This is a genomic window from Paenibacillus sp. EKM212P (assembly GCF_011066115.1).
Classification (GTDB): Bacteria; Bacillota; Bacilli; order Paenibacillales; family Paenibacillaceae; genus Paenibacillus; species Paenibacillus polymyxa_B.
This window is the reverse complement of sequence record NZ_JAAMNR010000016.1, coordinates 1-23,925: the sequence shown is the minus strand read 5'-3', so window position 1 is coordinate 23,925 and position 23,925 is coordinate 1. Positions and strand designations below refer to the sequence as shown.

The following is a 23,925-nucleotide window of genomic DNA, read 5'->3' as shown; positions in this document are numbered from 1 at the left end:
ATTGACATTTCAACAAACTAAAGCCATGGAGGGCATCCTAATACTGACATTTTATAATAATATCACAGACCAGGATTCATGTCAATGGTCCTATTGCATTTTCTTAAAAACTTTTTTCAGCCTTCAAAATTCGATAACCTTTATCCTTTGTAACTTCCTCTACATGACCGAAAAGGCTCTCTATCTTAGCACTCGCCGAAGGGGCCCCCTGCTTTTTCTGAATAACTACCCACAAAGCTCCACCTTCGTTTAAATGCTCATAAGCAAGCTCAAAAATGGTATGCACTGTTTCTTTTCCTGCACGTATAGGAGGATTCGTCAAGATCACGTCAAAGCGTTCATCCTTCACTTCCGCAAACAAATCGCTTTGCTTAATGGTGACATTCTTAACCCCATTACGTTCCGCATTCTCTATCGCAAGTTGAACGGCTCGCTCATTAATATCAACCATTGTAACGTGTCCCTCTGGGACAAGCGCGGCTGCCGCCAGACCAATCGGGCCGTAACCGCATCCTACATCCAATACCGAGGCTTGTGCAGGAAGCTGCATCGCTTCAATTAGCACACGACTCCCGTAATCAATTCCCTGCTTCGAAAAAACGCCTGAATCGCTGGCAAAACGGTATGACCGCCCCCGCAGCACTGTTTCCAGGCTCCGTCGTTCATGCGCCGTCTCTGGCCGCTTGGAGTAATAATGATCAGCCATTCATGCCCACCTCTTTCGGTTGTACTACCATCATAGCCTTTACAATAACCTTTCAGACATGCTGGTACTACCGTTTTACAGCAACAAACCCCTTGAAGATCACCTCAAGGGGTTTGTTTTAGTCCATTGTCTGCTAGAAAGCAGTCAATTATTTTACTTCTACAGAAGCGCCTGCTTCTTCCAATTTTGCTTTAATGGATTCAGCTTCTTCTTTAGCGATTTTTTCTTTCAGTGGTTTTGGAGCGTTGTCAACCAGTTCTTTTGCTTCTTTCAGGCCAAGACCTGTGATTTCGCGAACTGCTTTGATAACGTTGATTTTGGAAGCGCCAGCGCTTGTCAAGATTACGTCGAACTCGGATTGCTCAGCTTCAGCTGCGCCACCTGCTGCGCCACCTGCTACAGCTACTGGAGCTGCTGCAGTTACGCCGAATTCTTCTTCGATTGCTTTCACGAGATCGTTCAGTTCCAATACGGACATACCTTTAATTGCTTCCAAGATTTGCTCTTTACTCATGGTTGAACCTCCATTTAAATTCGTATTTTTTTGTTCTCAACTGCTATACAGCAGGTTTAATCCCTAACTTATGCGCTTTGCTCTTCTTTTTCTGCAACAGCTTTAACTGCAAGCGCGAAGTTGCGCACAGGAGCTTGAAGCACGCTGAGGAGCATGGAAAGGAGACCTTCGCGGGATGGCAGTTCTGCCAGTGCTTTGATTTCCTCAACACCGATAACGCGACCTTCTACAACTGCACCTTTCAGTTCCAGTGCATTGTTCTTCTTAGCGAAATCGTTCAAGATTTTAGCTGCAGACACTGCATCATCTTTGCCGAACGCGATTGCAGTAGGACCTGTCAATACTGCGTCCAGTTCAGTCAATTCTGCTGCCGCAGTTGCACGGCGGAGCAGTGTGTTTTTCAGCACTTGAAATTCGATTCCGGCTTCGCGAAGCTGCTTACGCAGCTCAGTTACTTGGGCAACATTCAGACCGCGATAGTCTGCAACCACAGTCGTTACGCTCTCGCGCAATTTTGCAGCTACAACTTCAACAGCTTCTTGTTTTGCTTGAATCACCTTTGCATTTGCCAAACTGTACACCTCCTGATCAATTTATCCGCTTTGTTCGAAGCACCCAATCTGGTGATCTTACAAAGCTTGCTTTCATAAGCATGAAAAAAGCCTCCGTAGAGTACGAAGGCTTGATAAATCTACATGGACGGGACAAGCCCGTCACATGAAACGTTCTATCATAACACCTCGGTAGGAAATTAAGCCCAAAGGCACCTACTGTCTACGGTAAGCATATTCAACTTTAATGGTCAGTCACAAGGACTCACAACTTTTATAGAATAACAAATTTGATTGAACATGTCAATCAAAATATTATCTGTAAACAGATGCGTTCACACGTGCACTTGGTCCCATAGTCGAAGAAATAGCGATGTTTTTCAGGTATACACCTTTAGCAGCCGCTGGCTTCGCACGATTCAAGGCTTCAACCAAGGCTTTAAGATTCTCGTTCAGCTGTTCAGCACTGAAGGAAGCTTTGCCGATTGGCGCGTGAATTTGACCGGCTTTGTCGAGACGGTATTCGATTTTACCGGCTTTAATTTCTTGAACAGCCTTGGCAACGTCGAAAGTAACTGTGCCTGCTTTAGGGTTAGGCATCAAACCTTTACCACCGAGCAAACGACCCAGTTTACCAACCTCACTCATCATATCAGGTGTCGCAACGCAGACGTCGAATTCGAACCAGCCTTGTTGGATTTTGTTGATCATATCTTGATCGCCAACAAAATCAGCGCCAGCCGCTTCCGCTTCTTTCACTTTGTCACCTTTTGCAAATACCAGAACGCGTTGTGTTTTACCCGTACCATGCGGCAGGACAACAACACCACGAACAGCCTGGTCTTGTTTACGGGAATCTACGCCCAGACGAACTGCTGCTTCAACGGTTTCGTCGAATTTAGCAGTCGCAGCCTTTTTCACCAGTTCAACGGCTTCTAAAGGCTCGTAAGTTGCTTCGCTGTCAATCAGCTTAGCAGCTTCCAGGTACTTCTTACCATGTTTAGCCATAATGTTTTCCTCCTTATGTGGTATTAGCGGATATTCCTCCCACACTTGCCGGACAGTCAAACTGCCGGCACACGTAGATTAATAAAATTAATCTACGATGGTGATACCCATGCTGCGAGCAGTACCTTCAACCATACGCATTGCCGATTCTACGGAAGCTGCGTTAAGGTCAGGCATTTTTTGCTCTGCAATTTGACGAACAGCAGCGCGATTTACAGTTGCAACTTTCGTTTTATTCGGTTCACCGGAACCTTTTTCGATTTTAGCAGCAACTTTCAACAGAACAGCAGCCGGTGGAGTTTTGGTGATGAACGTAAAAGAACGATCCTCAAATACCGAAATTTCAACCGGAATAATCAGGCCTGCTTGATCAGCAGTACGAGCATTGAACTCTTTACAGAATGCCATGATGTTGACACCTGCTTGACCCAAAGCTGGACCTACTGGAGGCGCTGGATTAGCTTTCCCTGCAGGAATCTGCAGTTTTACCATTTTAATTACCTTTTTTGCCATGGATGACACCTCCTTGACTCAATAGTGGTAGACGGACCTATCGATCCTCCCACAAGAAACCTGTAAGAAAAATCTATATTTTCTCCACTTGAGTATAATCCAACTCAAGCGGGGTTTCCCGTCCAAACATGTTGACGTGAACCTTAAGCTTGCTCTTCTCAACCAAAATTTCTTCCACGGAGCCCACAAAATTCGCAAAAGGACCAACTTTAATTCGCACGGATTCCTTAACATCGAATTCAATCTTCGGTTTCGGCTCTACCATGCCCATATGCTTCAGAATCTGTTCAACTTCTTCTGGAAGCAATGGCGTCGGTTTGGAACCCGAGCCTGTCGACCCTACAAATCCCGTAACACCTGGTGTATTGCGTACAACATACCAAGAGTCGTCGGTTTGGACCATTTCGACTAAGACATAACCAGGGTAGACTTTACGCATAACGGTTTTTTTCTTACCGTCCTTGGTTACCAGTTCTTCTTCCATAGGAACAAGAACACGGAATATCTTGTCTTCCATGCCCATGGACTCAACGCGTTTTTCCAAATTGGCTTTGACTTTGTTCTCATACCCTGAATAGGTATGAACGACGTACCATCTTTTTTCCATATCAAGCCACCTGGAACCCTTCCTAGATAATCGCTTCGATCACAGCGGAAATGCCGATATCGAGAACCCAAAAATAAATCGTGACGAACGCAATTGTCCCTATGACAATCAACGTATAGTTGGTCAGTTCTTTACGATTGGGCCAGCGAACCTTCTTGAGTTCAGCCCAGCTTTCAGAGAAAAAGGAAAACAGAGACTTGAAACTGCGTTTCACGCCGACTACACCTCCAAAAACTATCTGGTTTCCCGATGAGAAGTCTGTTCGTTACAGGACTTACAGAATTTCTTCATCTCCATGCGGTCGGGGTGATTACGCTTGTTTTTCGTCGTTGTGTAATTTCTTTGTTTGCATGTTGTACAAGCCAAAGTAATAATTACCCGCATGATGTGCACCTCCCGAAGACATCCAACACCGGAAGTCTCATAATTGATCCTAAAAAAAACCGCGAATTTAGGCCTACCTAAAACACTTTATCACACGGGGTTTTCCATGTCAACGAATGTTTGCATACAATTCGCAGTCCCGGCTGTGGTGCATTTTAACATCTGTGCATCCTTTAAAACTGTTCTCTGAAAAGCTGCTTCAAAAATCAAGGCGATATCTATTATTCATCTTTTTTAGTATAAATCATTTGTAACACTTATAAACCTGCATAGCCTACCTATAACGAATAAAAAAAGACTCGGACTCGAGCCTTTTCCCTGTCAGCCTCTACTTTCAACTATCTCTTACTTCCAGATACTTTTCAAGTTTACGCTTGACCCGTTGCAGCGCGTTATCAATGGATTTCACATGGCGGTCAAGATCCTCTGCAATCTCCTGATACGAACGTCCGTCCAGATACAACATAAGTACCTTGCGTTCCAGCTCGCTCAGAATCTCGGACATCTTGTCCTCAAGGCCCACAAACTCTTCCTGATTGATTATCAGCTCTTCAGGGTCACTTACTTGTGTTCCGCAAATCACATCGAGCAACGTGCGGTCTGACTCTTCATCATAGATGGGTTTGTCCAGAGATACGTAAGAGTTCAGAGGAATGTGCTTTTGTCGTGTAGCCGTCTTAATTGCCGTAATAATCTGTCGTGTAATGCACAACTCGGCGAAAGCCTTGAACGAAGCAAGCTTGTCTCCCTTAAAATCACGAATGGATTTGTAGAGACCAATCATGCCCTCCTGAATAATATCCTCGCGATCAGCACCAATCAAGAAGTAGGATCTGGCCTTGGCCCGCACAAAGTTCCGGTATTTGTTAATCAGAAACTCCAGCGCTTCCCCATCACCTTCATGGACTGCTCCGACAATGTCTTCATCATTTTTGTAATCAAACTTTGACAACATGATATCCTTGAGGTCCACACTCACTAACAATCCCTCCGGCTGCAACGCAAGGTACCCGTTACTCTCTCAAATATACGACAAGTATACGCGATGTAACCTGATACCGTCAACCACAACAACCTAAAAAAGAAGAGCACTAACAAAATTGTCAATGGTTTCAAAATGGAGGAGTCCCCAATTATTGGTTTATTCTCTTCTCCATCGTTCAAACAACTTTCGAAGCTCCGGACTCAGTTTGGCATCTAGCGAGTTACGGGACAATTTGGCACTATCCTGCTGGATTCGCTTCTGCACTTCCCTTTCGGATTCCTCAATCTCGATCAGTAATTCCCGCGCCGACACCCTGAGTGCACCTTGTCCAAATGCGACATGTTGCTCTACCTGATCGCTTGTCGCTACGTAAATACTTCTTCTTTTACTGCTCAGCTCCCGAACCAATCGCTCGATGCACTCATCGGCAGTTTCTTTTTCTCTGGTAAAATAAATCTGGACTTTGCTCTGAGCAAAAGTTTTACCTAATCCTGGCACCCTGTAAGCATCAAATACGACGATGACTCTTCTGCCGGAATACGCCTGATGATCCGCCAGTCGTTCAAGAAGTCTGTCCCTCGCTTCCTGCATACCAGATTGTACCAGTGCGGAAAGTTCGGGCCAGGCTCCAATCATGTTGTAACCGTCCACAAGCAGAACATCCCGCGTGTCAGCCATATCGTTAGCCCCGTGCCTGTCGTCCGCGCAATACTTCGTACATGACAACACCCGCAGCTACAGAAGCATTAAGGGAATTAATTTGCCCCGCCATTGGCAGCTTAACGAGTACATCGCATTTTTCACGGATCAAACGGCCCATTCCTTTATTTTCGTTACCAATGACAATGGCTACTGGCCCCGTGAATACTTCATTCCCAAAGACAGGATCTGTCGCTGTAACATCCGTACCAACTACCCATACACCTTCTTCTTTAAGACGATCAATGGTTTGTCCCAGATTGTTTACACGCGCCACCGGGACGTACTCCACAGCACCTGCCGATGTTTTGGACACTGTTACAGTTACAGCTGCAGAGCGCCTTTTCGGCACAATAACACCATGTGCTCCAGTACAGTCCGCTGTACGAAGGATGGAGCCCAAATTATGAGGATCTTCAATCTCATCCAGCAAAATTAAAAACGGCTCTTCTCCCTTATTACGAGCAGTGGCGAGCAATTCTTCCACTTCAACATAGGCAAAAGGCGCAGCTTGCGCGACCACTCCCTGATGCTGAATGCCCGGAACCATTTGATCCAGCTTACGCTTGTCCACCTGCAAGACAATAATTCCTGCTTTTTTGGCCTCGGCTGTAATCGGCAGCGTCAAATGTTTTTGTGCATTATCCGCAATCCATATTTTATTTATCGTTCTGCCTGAACGCAATGCCTCCGTTACCGAATGCTTACCGGCAATCCATTCTTCTTCCATCTCTAGCTTCCTCCCGGGACACGGCCGATGCTTGTTCCATCCAGTCCGTTCCCATTTATGATTTTTCTGTATTTTCCATTTGTGCAATTCCGTACGTAATCAACTCTCTTAATCTGTCCAAATGTCCATCACAATAAAGAGATCCAATCAACCCTTCCAGTGCAGTGGCGTGCCGATACTCAAGCACATCAGCATTTTTGGGCAAACTTCCTGATTTAGCATTTCTTCCTTGTCGGACAATATCGCGTTCTTCTTCCGTCAGTACCTTTTCCAATAGCCCCAACATGCGACTCTGCGCCTTGGCGGAGACTAGCCCTGTGGCTCGGCGGTGCAGATGATTTGGACGCAGGTTGGGCTGTGCCAACAAATATTGCCGGACAGCTACCTCATACACTGCATCGCCAATATAAGCTAGTGCAATGGGAGGCATCAAACGAGCTGGCTTGGACGCAGGGTACGGGAACCAGTTCCCCGTACCTGCCAATGCTCCTGAGTTCAGTGGCTTATCACTCATTTTCGCCGCCACCGCATACCCTGCGCCGTATCTTCAAGCACAATACCTTTTGCAGCCAACAGATCGCGAATTTCGTCAGCTCTACCCCAGTTTTTGGTCTTACGAGCTTCGACACGTTCTGCAATTAACTGCTCAATTTCGTCATCCAGCAACTCTTCACTCGGTTCCGAATAAATGCGAAGAACGTTATTCATCGATTGAAAGGTATGCAATACAGCTTGTAGTTCCGCCTGATGTACGACATCTCGCTGCAACAAATGGTTTGCTTCGCTAACCCAATCAAATACAGCAGTAATCGCATCAGGTGTATTGAAATCATCATTCATTTTTTCGCCAAACTGCTGCAAAATTCCGTCGAGCTTCGTTTGCAGTTCCGTCGATACTCCCCCATTACCTTCCAGCGCATTAGCTAAACGATGCTTCACATTGGCAACTGCATTGGCGATCCGCTCGACACTGTTCTCCGCCTGACTCATAGTCTCTTGGTTGTAGTTCAAAGGATTCCGATAATGCGTCGACAACATAAAATAACGTAAAGCCTCCGGCTTGTGATGAGCGCGCAAATCTTTAACCAAAATACCATTACCGAGTGATTTCGACATTTTTTCATTATCTATGCGAATATAGCCGTTATGCATCCAGTAGCGAGATAATGGCTTACCCGTGATCGCTTCGGATTGTGCGCATTCACATTCATGATGCGGAAATTGCAGATCCTGTCCGCCCCCATGAATATCCAGTGTATCCCCCAAATAATGGCGAGCCATAGCAGAGCATTCGATATGCCAGCCTGGTCGTCCATCTCCCCAAGGGCTCGACCAATAAATTTCGCCCGGCTTCGCTGCCTTCCAGAGTACAAAGTCCTCAGCATTTTCCTTGCGTTCATCCACATTGATGCGAATACCGAACTGAAGCTCTTCCAGATTTTGACCTGACAGTTGTCCGTAATCTTTGAACTTTTTGGTTCGATAGAACACATCGCCATCATTCTCATAGGCGTAGTCCTTGTCTACCAATTCCTTAATAAAATCAATAATCAGGTCTATGCTCTCTGTTACACGAGGGTTCATACTGGCAGCAGGAACATTCAATCCTGCCAGATCCTCATGGTAGGCAGCAATAAATTTCTCAGCAACTGCCGAAACCTCCATATCAAGTTCCCGAGCTTTGCGGATTAATTTATCATCGACATCCGTAAAATTCACCACATAGTTTACATCATAGCCCAAGTACTCCAGGTAGCTGCGCACCACGTCAAATACAATTACAGGTCGTGCATTGCCAATATGAATGTAATCATACACGGTAGGTCCGCATACATACATTTTAACCTTTCCAGGCTCCAGTGGCACAAAAGGCTCCCGACTCCTCGTCATTGTATTATAAATTTGAAGCGGCATTGTTATGTTCCTCCCTCATGAAAATCATTTTTCTAATTTATTCTCTTGGGTCACCTGATGTTTCTGAGCAGATGCCCCATCCTTCAAATCAGACATTTCTGCACGCAAACGTTCTATTTCCCGTTGAAGTTCTCGCATAGAGTCCACAACCGGATCAGGCAATTGATGACTAAGTCGGTCTGGACGCCTACCATCCTGTCTGACAACTCGCCCCGGGATGCCCACCACCGTACTGTTTGGTGGAACTTCTTTGAGCACAACCGAGTTAGAGCCAATGTTGGATTGTGCCCCAATCGTGAAAGAACCTAATATCTTTGCACCGGAGCCGATAACAACATTATTCCCAATGGTCGGATGGCGCTTCCCTTTCTCTTTCCCAGTCCCGCCGAGTGTGACCCCCTGATACAATATGACATCGTCGCCAATCTCACAGGTTTCACCGATGACAACTCCCATGCCATGATCAATGAACAGCCGATCTCCGATACGAGCGCCAGGATGAATTTCAATGCCTGTCATAAACCTTGATACCTGGGATATAACACGGGCTAGAGTACACCAGTTTCGCAAATAAAACCAATGTGCGATTCGATGTGCCCAAAGGGCATGAACGCCGGAATACGTAAAAATGACCTCCAGCTTACTCCGGGCGGCCGGATCATTATCCAAAACAGTCTGAATGTCGGATTTGAAATGTCTGAACATGTCGCCCTCCTATTCCCTTCATATCCTTGCCGCATCATCACAGCACTTCACGTTCCGCCAATTTTCGCATCCACCAGCACTCTTCGACATTTTCCAATCTATAACGAGTCTGAGTCTGATAAAAAAGAAAAAGCGCCTCCGCAGCCTAAGCTGCAGAGACGCATGAACGTGGTCCCACTCTGCTTCGAACATATCTGCTGCATAAAAAGCAGACAGTCCGTCTTTGGCGTCCTGTAACGGGAACGACTCGGCACGCCCTTGTCACATCAGCATTTGACGCTAATGAAAGTTCGGGCGCACGGCTCCCAGGCGCATTTCCTCCGCAGGTCATCTGGACGGCTCTCAGCCTGGGGTTTCCCCTCGACCGTCCTCTCTGGCAGATGCCCATATGCAGTGTACTTCTCCTGTTCGCAGCCTTTACACGTAAATATCAATCCGTATCAATGGAGTCATTATAGCGAAAAGACAACAAATTGACAAGAAATATCAGCCTTTAATTTGTGCCTTGAGACGATCCAGTACCTTGTCACGTCCGAGCAAAAAGATGGTTTCATTCAGATCTCGTCCATGCGTTTGGCCTGTAAGAGCCACACGAATCGGCATGAATAGTTGTTTTCCCTTAAAACCCGTTTCCTTTTGGACTTCCTTGATCAGCTTAGCCATTTGTGGAGCTGTAAATTCCTCACTCGTTTCAACTTTACCTGCAAAAGCTCTAAGTACCTCAGGAACCTGCTCTTCGGCCAATACAGCTGCTGCTTCAGCATCCAGCTCCAGATGTGAACGGAAAAACAACTCAGACAACGCTACAATATCGGATGCAGAAGTCATCTGTTCCTGGTATAAACGAACAAGGGCCTTAGCCCAATCCAGTTGTTCCGAAGACAGTTCAGTCGGCAACAGCCCCGCTGCCTGGAGATGTGGAATCGCCATGCTGGCAATTCGCTCAGGATCAGCCTTTTTAATATAGTGATTGTTTAGGTAAGCAAGCTTATTTGTATCAAACACAGCTGGACTTTTGGACAAACGATTAGGATCGAAAATCGAAATCAGTTGTTCCCGATCATAGATCTCTTCTTCGCCTTCCGGGGACCAGCCCAGTAGTGCAATGAAGTTGAATATGGCTTCTGGCAAATAGCCCAACTTGTCATACTGCTCCATGAACTGAATAATGGATTCGTTACGCTTACTGAGCTTTTTGTGATCCTCGCCTACAATCAGCGTCATATGACCGAAGCGTGGCGGTTCCCAGCCGAGAGCTTCAAAGATCATCAACTGCCGCGGTGTATTGGAAACATGGTCTTCGCCCCGTAGTACATGCGATATTTTCATCAAATAATCGTCAACCGCTACAGCGAAGTTATATGTCGGAATACCATCCTTTTTGACGATAACAAAATCGCCGCTTTCCTTGGAATTAAACGTAATTTGACCTTTAACGATATCATCAAACGTATATTCACGATCTTCCGGTACGCGAAAACGAATACTTGGTACACGGCCCTCTGCTTCGAATGCCTGGCACTGTTCTTCTGTTAGATCACGATGCTTTCCAGAATAGCGTGGTGTCTCCCCACGTTCCGTCTGTTCTTCACGCTCGCGCTCCAGCTCTTCTTCAGTGCAGTAACAGCGATAAGCCAAACCACGATCCAGCAAATCCTGCCAGTACGTTTTATATATGTCCAAGCGTTCCGTCTGACGATAAGGTCCAAACTCGCCTCCCACGTCTACGCTCTCATCCCAGTCCATACCCAACCATTTCAAATATTTAAGTTGGCTTTCTTCTCCGCCCTCAATATTGCGCTTCACATCTGTGTCTTCAATACGAATAATAAATTTTCCACCTTGATTGCGAGCAAACAAATAATTAAATAATGCCGTTCTGGCATTTCCAATGTGCAGATGCCCTGTAGGGCTTGGTGCATAGCGTACACGAACTTCCGTGCTCATATAATCTCCTCCAAATTGAATTACTCAAGATGATAGCATTTACTTGATAAGACAGACAACCGATTGAGCCGCGATTCCTTCACCCCGTCCGGGAAACCCGAGTTGCTCTGTAGTGGTCGCCTTGACGTTCACTTGGGATAGCTCCTCTGCTTCCAGCGCCCGAGCGATGACTTCATTCATCTGCGGAATATACGATGCCATTTTGGGCTTTTGTGCGATAATCGTAGAATCAATATTCCCCAATCGATATCCTCGCTCTTTAGCAAGCCCCCACACATGCTCCAGTAGCTTAAGACTGTCGGCATCCTTAAATTCTGGGTCGTTATCCGGAAAATGCTTCCCGATGTCTCCCAAGCCAAGCGCGCCTAGGATAGCATCACTAATGGCATGCAGCAGCACGTCTGCATCGGAATGGCCCAACAAACCTTTTTCATACGGAATATTCACACCTCCGATGATGCATGGCCTTCCTTCCACCAGCTGGTGGACGTCAAATCCTTGTCCCACTCTGATCATTTGATATCCTCTCCCCCTGTTTTTACCCATAACGCCGCCATATCCAAATCCTCAGGCGTAGTAATTTTGATATTCTTGTAGCTGCCTTGAACGACAGTAACCGGAATTCCTAGCCGCTCTATCAGCATAGAATCATCTGTTCCCAAGAATCCCGACTGCTCCGCTTCCTCATAGGCTCGCAGCAGATCGGAAAGACGAAAAGTCTGTGGCGTTTGAATACTCCACAGACTTCGGCGATCCGGCGTTGCTGTAATGATACCATCCCCGTTCACTTGCTTGACCGTATCCTTTACAGGTACTGCCGCTACAGAAGCACCAGTACGCTGGGCTGCCTCAAGGCATGAACGTACAAGCTCAGGTTGAATGAGTGGACGCACACCATCATGCACCATCACCCAATCCGCTTGTAAGTGGCGCAGACCGCGATAAACCGAATGCTGGCGTTCATTGCCACCAGCCACCACCCGTACATTTTTACCGATTTTGTATTGAAGAATCCAATCACGGCAGCGTTCCACATCTCCTGTCCCAGTCACCATCACCATTTCATCCACTTCGGGCATAGCTGCGAATATTTCAAGTGTATGTATGAAGATGGGCTTGTCCCGCAAAAGCAGAAATTGCTTGCTCTCCTGCGTCCCCATACGGGAGCCGCGCCCTGCTGCCACAATGACAACTCCTACCCGATTGTTCATTCAAATAACTCCTGCCCTGATCGCACTTGGACGATCCGTATGATAACACATCTACTTCATCATACCGCGTTTATTGAGCTTTTTCCAATAATTTTGGTTTAGCAAAGATCATACGGCCGGCAGAGGTCTGAAGTACACTCGTAACCAGTACCTCCATCAGAGAGCCAATATAGTCACGTCCGCCTTCTACAACAATCATCGTGCCATCATCCAGATAGGCTACACCCTGGCCATGCTCCTTGCCGTCTTTAATAATCTGCACCATAATTTCCTCGCCGGGCAATACGACAGGCTTCACTGCATTCGCCAAATCGTTAATATTCAGCACCGATACACCTTGCAGTTCGCATACTTTATTCAGGTTAAAATCATTAGTTACAACTTTACCCTGCAACACCTTTGCCAGCTTGACCAGCTTACTGTCGACCTCTGAAATTTCCTCAAAATCACCTTCGTAAATGAGCACGTTCACATCCAGCTCTTTTTGGATTTTATTCAAAATATCCAGACCCCGGCGTCCACGATTACGCTTAAGTAAATCTGATGAATCTGCAATATGCTGAAGCTCCTCCAGCACAAATTCAGGAATCACAATCGTTCCTTCAATAAAACCTGTCTTGCAAATATCTGCAATACGCCCATCTATAATGACGCTGGTGTCCAATATTTTATGCTCCTCCAGCTTGCGTTCTTCTACACCCGTTCCCCGACCAAAAAAACCAGAACTCCAAAAGGATGACAGCTCGTCCCGCTTTTCTAGTCCAACCATCAATCCTACATATCCGCATATCACGGTAACAGCGGTCTGGATAAGTTGACCTGGGGCCCCCAACCATGAAAAAAGCGGATAAACTGCTAAGGAAAGCGTCAATCCCACCGCTAAACCAATCACACCTGCCATCATCTCGTTCATCGGAATTCGTACCAAGCCTTCAATGCCCTGCTGCAATCGATTTGCCACGGATGCCCCTGCGAATGAACACCCAGCCATAAATAGCACTGCTCCCGCCATCATCCAAACAATCATTCCCGGTAAAGACCCATCACTCAACCATTGTGGCATCCACGATACAATGCCTCCTACCCGCTGGTATAACGTATAGCCAAACCATGCTCCGCACAATCCTGTAAAAGTTAAAATAGCCTTTCTCCACATTGAGTCTCTATACCTCCTTTATTTTCTTTGCATATAGTCTGCTGCTTATTGGATACATAGCATTTCTCTTACCAGTATGATCCATTTCCCACATAACTAACCCTGTGTTTTCACTTTTTATGCATAAAAAAAGCATTTATCTCCCTAAAATGATTCAAGGAAATAAATGCTTATTCTTGTTCTTGCTTGATACTAGCGCTGTGAATGACGATATTGATCGTCCTGTTCTTCCTGACTGGAACGCTCCCGATCACGTCCACGTCTGCGTGACAGCTTACGAATGTTCAGCTTCATACCATACAATGCATACAGCACCAGCGGTACAAAAATCAGCTTCGACAGCTGGTCAGGGAATTTAACAGCCAACACCACCGCTGCAATTACGACCCATGGAGCAACCCAGATCGCTTTTTTCGGAAGGCCGACCTTTTTAAAATTCGGATATCTCATGGAGCTGACCATCAAATAAGAAACCAGCAACATGGCAATCGACATGTATAACAATGAAATATCGTTATGGAATAAGGACAAAGTGGCTAATACGCCACCTGCTGCCGGAATTGGCAAACCCGTAAAATAACCTGGTACACCAGGACGTACGTTAAATCGAGCCAAACGCAACGCTCCGCACATCGGGAAAATGGCAGTAACCGTCCAAGCGAGAGCCGAATTCGCATCATGAAAAGCAACCATGTACATAATAACTGCGGGAGCAACACCAAAAGATATCATATCTGATAAGGAGTCCAGTTCTTTACCGAATTCGCTTTGGGCATTCAGGACCCGGGCCATCCTACCATCCAGTCCGTCCAACAACATGGCGACAATAACCATAATAGCGGCAAGACTGTATTTTCCGTCTACAGCCAATAAAATGGCGATCATTCCGAGAAACAAGTTACCTAAGGTACACATGTTCGGAATTGATTTGGTAATCATCTCTTCACCTCAATGTATGTTCCATTATAATCCTTTCACTGTATTACATTTACATTTGCCTGTCAATGAAAACTTGTTCCTGCAAACGTTTAAGACCTTCTTTAATCGTACGCGCACGAACCTCTCCAATACCATCCACTTCATCCAGTTCTTCTATCGTTGCTGTGATGACATGTGGAAAACGTCCAAACCGCTCCACCAGATTATGAATAATCACATTCGGCAAACGCGGTATCTTGTTCAGTACCCGATAGCCACGTGCAGCAATATACTCCTCTGATGTCGCAGCTGAAGAAGGGTAGCCTAGTAAACGTACAATATGATTCACATCCAACAATTCGTCGTCCGTAGAACGTTTGAGTCCCAATATAATTTCACGAATCTTCTCGTCACTATCGTCTTTGGCATAATCCTTATACAGCAACCAAGCTTCTTCCTCAATGTTGCTGACAAGCTCTTCCATCTGCATACTAATTAGACGGCCCTCATTTCCGAGTTCGTTAATAAATCGTTTGATTTCCATTTTGATGCGCAGCACCATTTCGATCCGCTGGATGACATTAACGACTTCTGGCATGGTAACCAGCTCTTCAAATTCAGATGCTGTCAAATTCGTAGAGGCTTGCCCCAACACGGATCTATATTTTTCTAACGTCTGAATAGCCTGATTAGCTTTCGTTAAAATCACCCCGATTTCCTTGAGCGCATACCGTAATGTCCCCTGATACAAGGTAATAATATTACGCCGCTGGGAAATAGACACAACTAATTTGCCAGTTTGCTTTGCAACTCGTTCTGCTGTCCGGTGCCGAATTCCTGTCTCAATTGAAGAAATGGAGGAGTCCGGAATCAGTTGTGTATTGGCATATAAAATTCGTTTTAAATCCTCGCTCAATATGATTGCGCCGTCCATTTTAGCCAATTCATACAAATAGTTCGGCGAAAAATCACAATTGATGGAGAAACCGCCATCCACGACTTCCATAACTTCTGGGCTATAGCCAACGACCAGAAGAGCACCCGTTTTGGCACGCAAAACGTTTTCCAACCCGTCGCGAAAGGGAGTTCCCGGTGCCACAAGCCGCAGCAAATCGTTCATTTTATCCAGTTGGCTCGCTTCTTTCATTCTCAATGCCCCCTAATCTAATGCGGCTGCCAGTGCATCTGCCACCGTTCCTACTCCTATAATTTGTATCCCTTTCGGATGTGTCCAGCCCTTCAAGCTTTTCTCCGGCATGATCACCCGTTTGAAACCTAGTTTCTCCGCTTCTCGTACTCGCTGTTCTGCTCGGGATACCGCGCGCACCTCACCTGTCAGTCCCACCTCGCCAAAAATCACATCATACGGCTTTGTAGGAGCATCCCTAAAGCTGGAAGCAATACTCACAGCTATAGCCAAATCCACCGCCGGTTCATCCAACTTCACGCCTCCGGCTACGTTGAGATAAGCGTCCTGGTTTTGCAAAAACATGCCCATCCGCTTTTCTAGCACGGCTATGATTAATCCCATTCGATGATGGTCGACTCCTGTGCCCATTCGGCGTGGAGAGGGAAAATGTGTAGCTGCAATCAATGCTTGCAGTTCAACCAATACAGGTCGGGTTCCTTCCATACTGGCTACAACAGTAGAACCTGCCACACCCAGTGGTCGTTCAGACAGGAAAAGTTCAGAAGGATTCGACACCTCACGCAAACCGCTTTCAGCCATTTCAAAAATACCAATTTCATTTGTAGAACCAAAACGATTTTTAACTGCACGCAATAACCGATACGTATGGTGACGCTCTCCTTCAAAATAAAGTACACAATCAACCATATGTTCCAACAAACGCGGACCTGCAATGGCCCCTTCCTTGGTCACATGTCCTACCAATACCGTAGCAATACCTAGCCCCTTGGCAATTCGCATAAAGCGTGAAGTACACTCCCGCACCTGAGCCACACTACCTGGTGCACTCGTCACCTCAGGCAAATATACAGTCTGTATCGAGTCGATGACCAAAAACTCCGGCTTCAAGCTGTCCACCGCTTCTTCAATCGTCTCCAAATTCGTCTCACATAATACGTATAGGCTGGGGGACAAGGCACCGAGCCGATCTGCACGGAGTTTCGTTTGACGGACAGATTCCTCCCCAGACACGTACAGCACCTTTAAACCAGTTAAAGCCAGTTCATTAGATGTTTGCAGCATGAGCGTAGATTTACCGATTCCCGGATCACCGCCCACCAAAACGAGTGAACCCGGCACCACACCTCCACCGAGTACTCGATTCAATTCGCCAATTCCCGTCAAAATTCGTGTTTCTTTGCCACTCTCCACCTCTATAATAGGGAGTGGCTTGTCTTTTGTGCTATGAGTAAGAAGGGAAGACCCCATTCCTTGAGTTTTTACAACGCTTTCCGTTTCTTCGACCATGGAATTCCATGCCTGGCATCCAGGACATTTTCCGTACCATTTGGGCGATTCATAACCACATTCCGTACAGGAAAATTTAGTTTTCACTTTAGCCATACTTTGTTCCCTGGCTCCTTATTGACGACGATGATGTCAAATTTATGTTCATACAGCCCAGAAAGAGCTGTAACAATAAAAGTTTACCATTGAAGCTTGGCGGACGTAAAGCAATATCACAAACTTTCCCAAAGCATTTACCCAACCTTTTCACCGTGTTTTATACACAAAAAGGGTGTCTTCGCAATAGCTTTCCAGCTTGCGAGACACCCTTTTCTACTATTTATTTAGTAAACTGCTTTAGGACTTGGCAGATACATTATCCTTTTTGGTTACAGTCAATGCACCGTTCTCCTCATCAATGAAGAGTGAGTCACCTTTAGTAATGTTGCCAGTCAACAGTTCCTCGGACAGGCGATCTTCAATATGCTTCTGGATTGCACGACGCAATGGACGCGCACCATACGCTGGATCAAAGCCTTCCTTGGCAAGGAATTTTTTAGCATTGTCTGTCAACTCGAAGTCCACCTCATACTCATTCAGGCGCTTACGCAGCTCCTCAGACATGAGTGATACAATTTCGGCAATATGTTTTTCTTCGAGAGAATGGAAAACGATAATTTCATCAATCCGGTTCAAGAACTCAGGACGGAAGCTTTTCTTCAGTTCATCCATCACTTTGCCCTTCATATTATCGTAATCCGCTCCAGCGTCCACTACAGCTGTAAAACCAAGCGTGGAGTTACGTTTAATCGCCTGTGCACCAACATTAGATGTTAGGATGATGAGTGTATTACGGAAATCAACGACACGACCTTTGGAATCTGTCAGACGCCCATCTTCCAGCACTTGCAGAAGAATATTGAATACTTCTGGGTGTGCTTTTTCAATTTCATCCAGCAACACAACAGAGTATGGCTTACGACGTACCTTCTCAGTCAGTTGACCGCCTTCTTCATATCCAACGTACCCTGGAGGCGCTCCTACCAGACGGGACGTGGAGTGTTTCTCCATATATTCGGACATATCGATACGGATAACCGCATTTTCATCTCCAAACATGGATTCAGCCAAGGCGCGTGCCAGCTCTGTTTTACCAACCCCAGTTGGACCGAGGAAAATAAAGGAACCAATTGGACGCTTCGGATCTTTCAGTCCGGCACGTGCCCGGCGAATCGCCCGGCTTACTGCCTTAACTGCTTCATCCTGTCCAATTACCCGCTCATGCAGCAACTCTTCCATATTCAACAAGCGGTGTGTTTCTTCCTCTTTCAGCTTGCTGACTGGAACACCTGTCCAGATTGCAACGACTTGAGCGATATCCTCTGGGGTAACTTCGGAATCTGTACGACCCTGTTGTTCTTTCCATTGGTTTTTCGTTACGTCTAACTCTTCACGGATTTTTTGCTCTGTATCACGCAGCGCTGCCGCTTTTTCAAACTCCTGACTTTGTACCGCTGAATCCTTTTCCTTACGAATATCTTCCAGACGGTTTTCCAGCTGTTTCAGGTTTGGCGGTACAGTGTAAGAATTCAGCCTTACTTTGGAGCCCGCCTCATCAATAAGGTCAATAGCCTTATCTGGCAGGAAGCGGTCGGTGATATAACGATCTGACAATTTTACGGCTGCTTCAATAGCCTCATCAGTGATCTTTACACGGTGATGCGCTTCGTAACGGTCACGCAGACCATACAAGATTTGAATCGCCTCTTCTGGAGAAGGTTGATCCACTGTAATTGGTTGAAAACGACGCTCCAAAGCAGCATCTTTCTCAATATATTTGCGGTATTCATCCAGCGTGGTCGCACCGATGCATTGCAGCTCGCCACGTGCCAGAGCAGGTTTCAGGATGTTGGACGCATCAATTGCGCCTTCCGCTCCACCAGCACCAATCAGCGTATGCAGCTCATCAATGAACAACACGATATTACCCGCTTGACGAATCTCGTCCATAATTTTTTTCAAACGATCCTCGAATTCACCACGATACTTGGTGCCTGCTACCACAGAACCCATATCCAGTGTCATTACGCGCTTGTCGCGCAACGTTTCGGGAATCTCATTCGCTATGATCTTTTGGGCCAATCCTTCGGCAATCGCCGTTTTACCTACCCCAGGCTCACCAATCAGAACCGGATTGTTCTTTGTACGGCGGCTGAGCACCTGAATTACGCGTTCGATTTCCTTGCTACGCCCAATAACAGGGTCCAGGTTGTTTTCCTTCGCAGATGCCGTCAGATCGCGTGCCAGACTGTCCAGAGTTGGCGTGCTGACATTAGCTGGAGCACCGTGATGGCTGGAAACAGCCTCGCTGCTACCGAGTAATTGAAGCACTTGCTGACGCGCTTTGTTCAGACTAATGCCCAGGTTATTCAGTACACGTGCTGCTACGCCTTCGCCTTCACGAATAAGACCAAGCAAAATATGTTCTGTACCTACATAGGTATGGCCCAGTTTGCGGGCTTCATCCATAGACAGTTCGATGACTTTTTTGGCGCGTGGAGTATAGGCAATGTTCGTCGGTTGCTCTTGACCGCGTCCAATCAGCGTTTCCACTTCATCCTGAATTTTTTCCAGTCCCAGTCCTAAACCGATTAAGGCTTTCGCTGCTATTCCTTCACCTTCACGAATGAGGCCTAGCAAAATGTGCTCTGTGCCAATGTTGTTGTGTCCCAATCGAACAGCTTCTTCCTGAGCCAAAGCAAGCACTTTCTGTGCACGTTCCGTAAATCTTCCAAACATCATATATCCTGCACCTCCACAGTGTGTATTTCAGATCATTCTATATATTAAAGGGTTGTGCCTAATTTTTGCCGGATCAGCTTCGCCCGGTACATATCGCGCTCTTCGGTATTCATTTTATCCCCAAAGCTTTTTTGCAGGAACCCGGGTTGTGTCATCACATTCAGCTCATTCATCGCTGCGGTGGAAGGACGCTCCAAAATCCCTAAATCTACGCCAAGACGCACATCGGACAGCCGCTGTGCAGCCTCCTTGGAATCCAGTACTGCTGCATATGACAAAATACCGAATGAACGCATCACCCGATCTGTAATTCGCAGCATAGATTCATTCATTAGCCGTTCTCTGGCAGAACGCTCGTGCTCAATAATTTGTAGCACCACGCCATGTAGATTCTCTATAATTTCCGTTTCAGTTTGTCCCAGTGTAATCTGATTAGATACCTGAAACAAATTTCCGACCGCTTCGCTGCCTTCACCGTAAATGCCGCGAACCGTAAGACCTACCTGTGAAACAGCAGACAATATACGATTGATTTGATGAGTCATGACTAATGCAGGCAAATGCATCATCACCGAAGCTCGCATACCTGTGCCGACATTCGTCGGACAACTGGTCAGAAAACCTCTCCGATCATCAAATGCATAATCAACATGCGCTTCAAATGCATCATCAATAACCATAGCTCGTTCCCAAGCTTCTCTAACCTGGCAACCCGGATATAAGCACTGGATACGCAGATGATCCTCTTCGTTTATCATAACACTAACCGATTCATCATCGCTAATTAAAACAGCACCGTTACGAGATTCGTTCGCCAAATTAGGACTAATCAAATGCTTCTCAACCAGCACCTGCTTGTCGATCTCATCCAACTCGGATATTTTCAACGTATGAAAAGTACCAAAACCGCCTAAATCATCATACTGAAGGATATCCGTCAAGCGTTGAAGTACTTCTTCCGACTGCTGATTGGTAGCAAGCATGGGAAAAGGCAGATGCTGCAAGTTACGCGCAATTCTCACCCGGCTGCTAATGACAATCTCCGAATCCGCAGCATCACCACGCATCCAGTCACTTAGCGGCTTCTCCGTAAACCGAATATTGGGCATTACGCATCCCTCCTACTCTTCACAAACTTTACTCTTCAGTCATTTCTTTTTCAAGCTTTCTGATTTGATCCCTAAGCTCAGCTGCTGATTCGAATTCTTCCTGTACAATATGCTGTTGCATCTCTTTTTTCAAATCGTCAATTTGCCGTTTAACCTTCAGTCGGCCTCCAGTGCGAACCGGAACTTTACCAACATGATTCGTACTGCCATGCACACGCTTGAACAGAGGGTCCAAACGACTATCAAAATATTGGTAGCACGACGGGCATCCGAAACGTCCCAGCTTACTAAACTGTGCATAGGTCATACCACAGTCCTTGCATTGCAGGTTCTGCGGACTACCGTGACCTGGAGATTGGCTCTTTGTGCTGGAGTCAAAATCCAGCATCCCCGACAACAAGCTATGAATCGAAAAGCCGTTAGGTGTTCCAGGGATCATCTCCCCTTTTTCCTTGGCACACGTCTCACAAATATGAAACTCTGTCTTTTCGCCATTCACAATTTTGGTGAAATGCAAAGTTGCCGGCCGCATATTACATTCTTGGCACAGCATAAAAGCACCTCCTTCAATGTCAGGATTTATACCAACCCCTACATCCAAACGTTAGTCTCTATTCACACACTATTTGGTCGCCAGCAACGAAATCAGCATAGCCTTAAGCAATCTTGCTCGCAGTTGATCACGATAGGGAAGCTTCAGTAATAATGTATCCCTAGATAAAGCAGCCTTCATTAGATTAGCTTCCCTTTTGCTTAAAAAATGGGCCTCCTCTAACTGATAAATCAGTCCTTCTGCTGCCGATTGGCTTATTTCCTCCCCGATGCTCTGATGAAGATGTGTATGGATGGCATGCTGTGCAGGCAGCTGAATTCGCTGAATACGAATGTAGCCCCCGCCACCGCGTTTACTTTCCACCACATAGCCTTTTTCCAGCGTAAACCGGGTGCTAATTACATAATTAATTTGCGACGGCACGCAGGAAAAGCGGTCAGCCAGATCATTGCGCTGAATCTCCACTAAACCTTGGGGACTTTCCAGCAATATACTCTTTAAATATTGTTCAATAATATCGGAAACATTGCGCATTTCATCATCCTCCACTAACGGAAACGCAAGTATTCAAGTACATTTCACGCTCCACAGAGTCCGCCGTATATTGAACTTAACCAAACGGTAAAGTCACGAATCTAAGCTGTATTCAGGCTGTTGCCTGTTCTACATTCATTGGAATTGTACCGTTTTGTCTCTAGTGTGGCCTTTATTTGCGATTAGTCATACACTTCTCTTATTTTCATAAAAGGCAGTTCCTAACTATACGCAAATCATTTCGATCCTCGTTTGCTTCTTTGCTATCAAAATTACTTTATACGGCCAATCCACCAAAATACTTCTACAGAACCTCACGAGGTTTGATTGACTTTGACTTTCTTTGACTATATTCATATTATAGCACATTATTCATTTTTGCCAAGGGGTCAATACCATTTTTCGCAATCTAATTATGTTTTATACAATACCATAAAAAAACTCTTCCCAATTACAGAAAGAGTTTTGAAAATTATAATAATCACACAAGTTATATTCCCTGAAAAACGGAACATAAGAAGATCTAAATGGGCCTTTATCAGAAAAAATCCAATAAAAACGTTTGTTTTACTGGTATTACACGTTTAAGCGCAGACACAGATTCACTGCCCCCTTCAATACGTCCCCACTTATACAGATCATCAGCCTGCTGGTAGCCAAGCATCAGAGTCGTCAGTGACTGAATCCCAAGTTTCAAGTCAGCTACCATAGCGTTTTCAGATGAATTGCTTGTATCCACTCTCTCCAGATGTCCTTTCCCTTCCGTAGTAATTGTTAATCTCCACACTCCTTCATTCCATGGTGCATACCGATCTGTCAGATTTAAGGTTAAACGTGTTTCCTCTCCAACCTGCTCAAAAGGGTATCTTTCTACAAAAGCAGCTGCATCCACAATACGGCCCATAAAATAAGGCACGGTCTCCTGTTGAATTCGCGGATCATCAAGTAAAAATGGCAGATTGTCATCTGCTGGAACGTAAATAAATTTACCATGGGTTATCATGGAGTCATGATTTGCAAAATAAGTCCATAAAGCCTGACGGGCCGTCTCATTTTCATAAACCAACTCATCACAATTCAATTGTTTATCTTCAATTTTGTACAGTGCATATCCCTGAGGATCGCCTGTTTCTGAGTAATATACCGCAGTTCGATAGTTCTCATTTAAAATCCGCTCTTGCCACCATTCCTTATCTCGTACCAGCGTGCCATTATAACGAGATGCATACGCTTGATACACTTGGTCCATTTCTAAAATATCTTTGACATCGCGTTTGACTGTACCCTCTGTTTTAAGTTTTGCAGGGAATTTTTCAATGGGAATGACATACTTTTTGTATTCAATATACGTTTCCCATCCAAATTTACGATAGAAGGCAAAGGAGAAGGGATGCAGAAAGGAAAGGCTTTGTCCCGCAGACTTCATCTCTTCAAGCGCATGCGTCAACAAACGTGAAACCATGCCTCCGCGACGCTTTTCTGGCCATGTTGCCACACCAGCAATGCCTCCCATATCAAAAACCTGACCGTTTATGTATACCTGTAGCGGTAACAAAGTCAGTTTAGCATTCAAGTCATGTCCGTCGAATATTCCCCATGTTTGCTCTGGTTTGAACTTCTTCCTAGCTTTCTCCAGATCCTCCAGGGACATTGTAAACTGAAAAGCATATTGAGATAATTCAATAGCCGCTTCAAATTCCTTACGTTGTAATTGTCTGATCTCCATAACTTCGTCACCTCGCTTGTATACTTGGACATCCCTAAAAAGATTACACACTTAGAGTGTGGCAAACCCCATTCTCTCTGTCAACCTTAGAAACAGGTGGTCATCTAAAAACGCATAAAAAAAGGATGATAATCTCATTGAGATTATCATCCTCTTCACTTTTGCTTGGCGACGTCCTACTCTCCCAGGACCCTGCGGTCCAAGTACCATCGGCGCTGGAGGGCTTAACGGTCGTGT

General features: G+C 45.7%; 26 protein-coding genes, 1 rRNA gene and 1 other annotated feature. All 27 genes read right to left on the bottom strand.

The window, feature by feature from the left end:
* Nucleotides 1-103: 103 nt before the first annotated feature.
* On the bottom strand, nt 104-706 hold the full coding sequence (locus G9G54_RS24290) for a class I SAM-dependent methyltransferase (RefSeq protein WP_061831395.1): 603 nt from the start codon (nt 704-706) through the stop codon (nt 104-106).
* A 148-nt stretch (nt 707-854) separates the two neighbouring features.
* On the bottom strand, nt 855-1,220 hold the full coding sequence (gene rplL, locus G9G54_RS24285; protein WP_010348819.1) for a 50S ribosomal protein L7/L12: 366 nt from the start codon (nt 1,218-1,220) through the stop codon (nt 855-857).
* A gap of 68 nt (nt 1,221-1,288) precedes the next feature.
* A complete protein-coding gene (gene rplJ / locus G9G54_RS24280) occupies nt 1,289-1,792 on the bottom strand; it encodes a 50S ribosomal protein L10 (protein ID WP_013312168.1) in 504 nt (167 codons plus the stop codon).
* A 74-nt stretch (nt 1,793-1,866) separates the two neighbouring features.
* Nucleotides 1,867-2,018 (bottom strand) — a sequence feature (ribosomal protein L10 leader region).
* A gap of 68 nt (nt 2,019-2,086) precedes the next feature.
* Entirely contained in the window at nt 2,087-2,779 is a 693-nt protein-coding gene (gene rplA, locus G9G54_RS24275) for a 50S ribosomal protein L1 (RefSeq protein ID WP_013312169.1), read from the bottom strand.
* An 87-nt stretch (nt 2,780-2,866) separates the two neighbouring features.
* Nucleotides 2,867-3,292, bottom strand: a complete 426-nt coding sequence (rplK, locus tag G9G54_RS24270; protein WP_007432595.1) for a 50S ribosomal protein L11 — start codon at nt 3,290-3,292, stop codon at nt 2,867-2,869.
* Nucleotides 3,293-3,365: 73 nt separating this feature from the next.
* A complete protein-coding gene (nusG, locus tag G9G54_RS24265) occupies nt 3,366-3,899 on the bottom strand; it encodes a transcription termination/antitermination protein NusG (RefSeq protein ID WP_007432596.1) in 534 nt (177 codons plus the stop codon).
* A gap of 22 nt (nt 3,900-3,921) precedes the next feature.
* Complete coding sequence (gene secE, locus G9G54_RS24260) at nt 3,922-4,113, bottom strand: preprotein translocase subunit SecE (RefSeq protein ID WP_013312170.1); 192 nt, start codon at nt 4,111-4,113, stop codon at nt 3,922-3,924.
* 20 nt (nt 4,114-4,133) lie between these two features.
* Nucleotides 4,134-4,283, bottom strand: coding sequence for a 50S ribosomal protein L33 (gene rpmG / locus G9G54_RS24255; protein WP_023990562.1), 150 nt, complete (start codon nt 4,281-4,283; stop codon nt 4,134-4,136).
* Nucleotides 4,284-4,617: 334 nt separating this feature from the next.
* The gene (sigH, locus tag G9G54_RS24250; protein WP_016324748.1) at nt 4,618-5,262 is read right to left on the bottom strand and encodes an RNA polymerase sporulation sigma factor SigH; all 645 of its coding nucleotides are present in this window, start codon (nt 5,260-5,262) and stop codon (nt 4,618-4,620) included.
* 162 nt (nt 5,263-5,424) lie between these two features.
* Nucleotides 5,425-5,946, bottom strand: coding sequence for an NYN domain-containing protein (locus G9G54_RS24245; RefSeq protein ID WP_007432599.1), 522 nt, complete (start codon nt 5,944-5,946; stop codon nt 5,425-5,427).
* 4 nt (nt 5,947-5,950) lie between these two features.
* Nucleotides 5,951-6,697: a 23S rRNA (guanosine(2251)-2'-O)-methyltransferase RlmB gene (gene rlmB / locus G9G54_RS24240; protein ID WP_165179898.1), complete on the bottom strand. Its 747-nt coding sequence runs from the start codon at nt 6,695-6,697 to the stop codon at nt 5,951-5,953.
* Nucleotides 6,698-6,752: 55 nt separating this feature from the next.
* Nucleotides 6,753-7,211, bottom strand: coding sequence for a Mini-ribonuclease 3 (locus G9G54_RS24235; protein ID WP_165179897.1), 459 nt, complete (start codon nt 7,209-7,211; stop codon nt 6,753-6,755).
* Nucleotides 7,208-8,611: a cysteine--tRNA ligase gene (gene cysS, locus G9G54_RS24230; RefSeq protein WP_165179896.1), complete on the bottom strand. Its 1,404-nt coding sequence runs from the start codon at nt 8,609-8,611 to the stop codon at nt 7,208-7,210. The genes G9G54_RS24235 and cysS overlap by 4 nt, the downstream gene beginning before the upstream one ends.
* Nucleotides 8,612-8,635: 24 nt before the next feature.
* The gene (gene cysE / locus G9G54_RS24225) at nt 8,636-9,316 is read right to left on the bottom strand and encodes a serine O-acetyltransferase (protein ID WP_069290484.1); all 681 of its coding nucleotides are present in this window, start codon (nt 9,314-9,316) and stop codon (nt 8,636-8,638) included.
* A gap of 486 nt (nt 9,317-9,802) precedes the next feature.
* Complete coding sequence (gene gltX, locus G9G54_RS24220; protein ID WP_069290485.1) at nt 9,803-11,263, bottom strand: glutamate--tRNA ligase; 1,461 nt, start codon at nt 11,261-11,263, stop codon at nt 9,803-9,805.
* Nucleotides 11,264-11,302: 39 nt separating this feature from the next.
* A complete protein-coding gene (gene ispF / locus G9G54_RS24215; protein ID WP_025723806.1) occupies nt 11,303-11,779 on the bottom strand; it encodes a 2-C-methyl-D-erythritol 2,4-cyclodiphosphate synthase in 477 nt (158 codons plus the stop codon).
* Nucleotides 11,776-12,474, bottom strand: coding sequence for a 2-C-methyl-D-erythritol 4-phosphate cytidylyltransferase (gene ispD / locus G9G54_RS24210; protein WP_165179895.1), 699 nt, complete (start codon nt 12,472-12,474; stop codon nt 11,776-11,778). The genes ispF and ispD overlap by 4 nt, the downstream gene beginning before the upstream one ends.
* Nucleotides 12,475-12,544: 70 nt before the next feature.
* Nucleotides 12,545-13,630, bottom strand: coding sequence for a PIN/TRAM domain-containing protein (locus G9G54_RS24205; RefSeq protein WP_039274953.1), 1,086 nt, complete (start codon nt 13,628-13,630; stop codon nt 12,545-12,547).
* Between the two features lie 192 nt (nt 13,631-13,822).
* Complete coding sequence (pssA, locus tag G9G54_RS24200) at nt 13,823-14,569, bottom strand: CDP-diacylglycerol--serine O-phosphatidyltransferase (protein WP_025723803.1); 747 nt, start codon at nt 14,567-14,569, stop codon at nt 13,823-13,825.
* Between the two features lie 49 nt (nt 14,570-14,618).
* On the bottom strand, nt 14,619-15,695 hold the full coding sequence (gene disA / locus G9G54_RS24195; protein ID WP_013312183.1) for a DNA integrity scanning diadenylate cyclase DisA: 1,077 nt from the start codon (nt 15,693-15,695) through the stop codon (nt 14,619-14,621).
* A 12-nt stretch (nt 15,696-15,707) separates the two neighbouring features.
* Nucleotides 15,708-17,081, bottom strand: a complete 1,374-nt coding sequence (gene radA / locus G9G54_RS24190; RefSeq protein ID WP_013312184.1) for a DNA repair protein RadA — start codon at nt 17,079-17,081, stop codon at nt 15,708-15,710.
* A gap of 240 nt (nt 17,082-17,321) precedes the next feature.
* The gene (gene clpC, locus G9G54_RS24185) at nt 17,322-19,766 is read right to left on the bottom strand and encodes an ATP-dependent protease ATP-binding subunit ClpC (protein WP_023990572.1); all 2,445 of its coding nucleotides are present in this window, start codon (nt 19,764-19,766) and stop codon (nt 17,322-17,324) included.
* Nucleotides 19,767-19,810: 44 nt separating this feature from the next.
* Entirely contained in the window at nt 19,811-20,875 is a 1,065-nt protein-coding gene (locus tag G9G54_RS24180; protein ID WP_165179894.1) for a protein arginine kinase, read from the bottom strand.
* Nucleotides 20,876-20,903: 28 nt separating this feature from the next.
* Nucleotides 20,904-21,428, bottom strand: coding sequence for a UvrB/UvrC motif-containing protein (locus G9G54_RS24175; RefSeq protein ID WP_103050266.1), 525 nt, complete (start codon nt 21,426-21,428; stop codon nt 20,904-20,906).
* Nucleotides 21,429-21,497: 69 nt separating this feature from the next.
* The gene (locus tag G9G54_RS24170; RefSeq protein ID WP_013312188.1) at nt 21,498-21,962 is read right to left on the bottom strand and encodes a CtsR family transcriptional regulator; all 465 of its coding nucleotides are present in this window, start codon (nt 21,960-21,962) and stop codon (nt 21,498-21,500) included.
* Between the two features lie 538 nt (nt 21,963-22,500).
* On the bottom strand, nt 22,501-23,688 hold the full coding sequence (locus tag G9G54_RS24165) for a GNAT family N-acetyltransferase (RefSeq protein WP_165179893.1): 1,188 nt from the start codon (nt 23,686-23,688) through the stop codon (nt 22,501-22,503).
* A 163-nt stretch (nt 23,689-23,851) separates the two neighbouring features.
* A 5S ribosomal RNA gene (gene rrf, locus G9G54_RS26295) occupies nt 23,852-23,925 on the bottom strand; the annotation flags it as partial.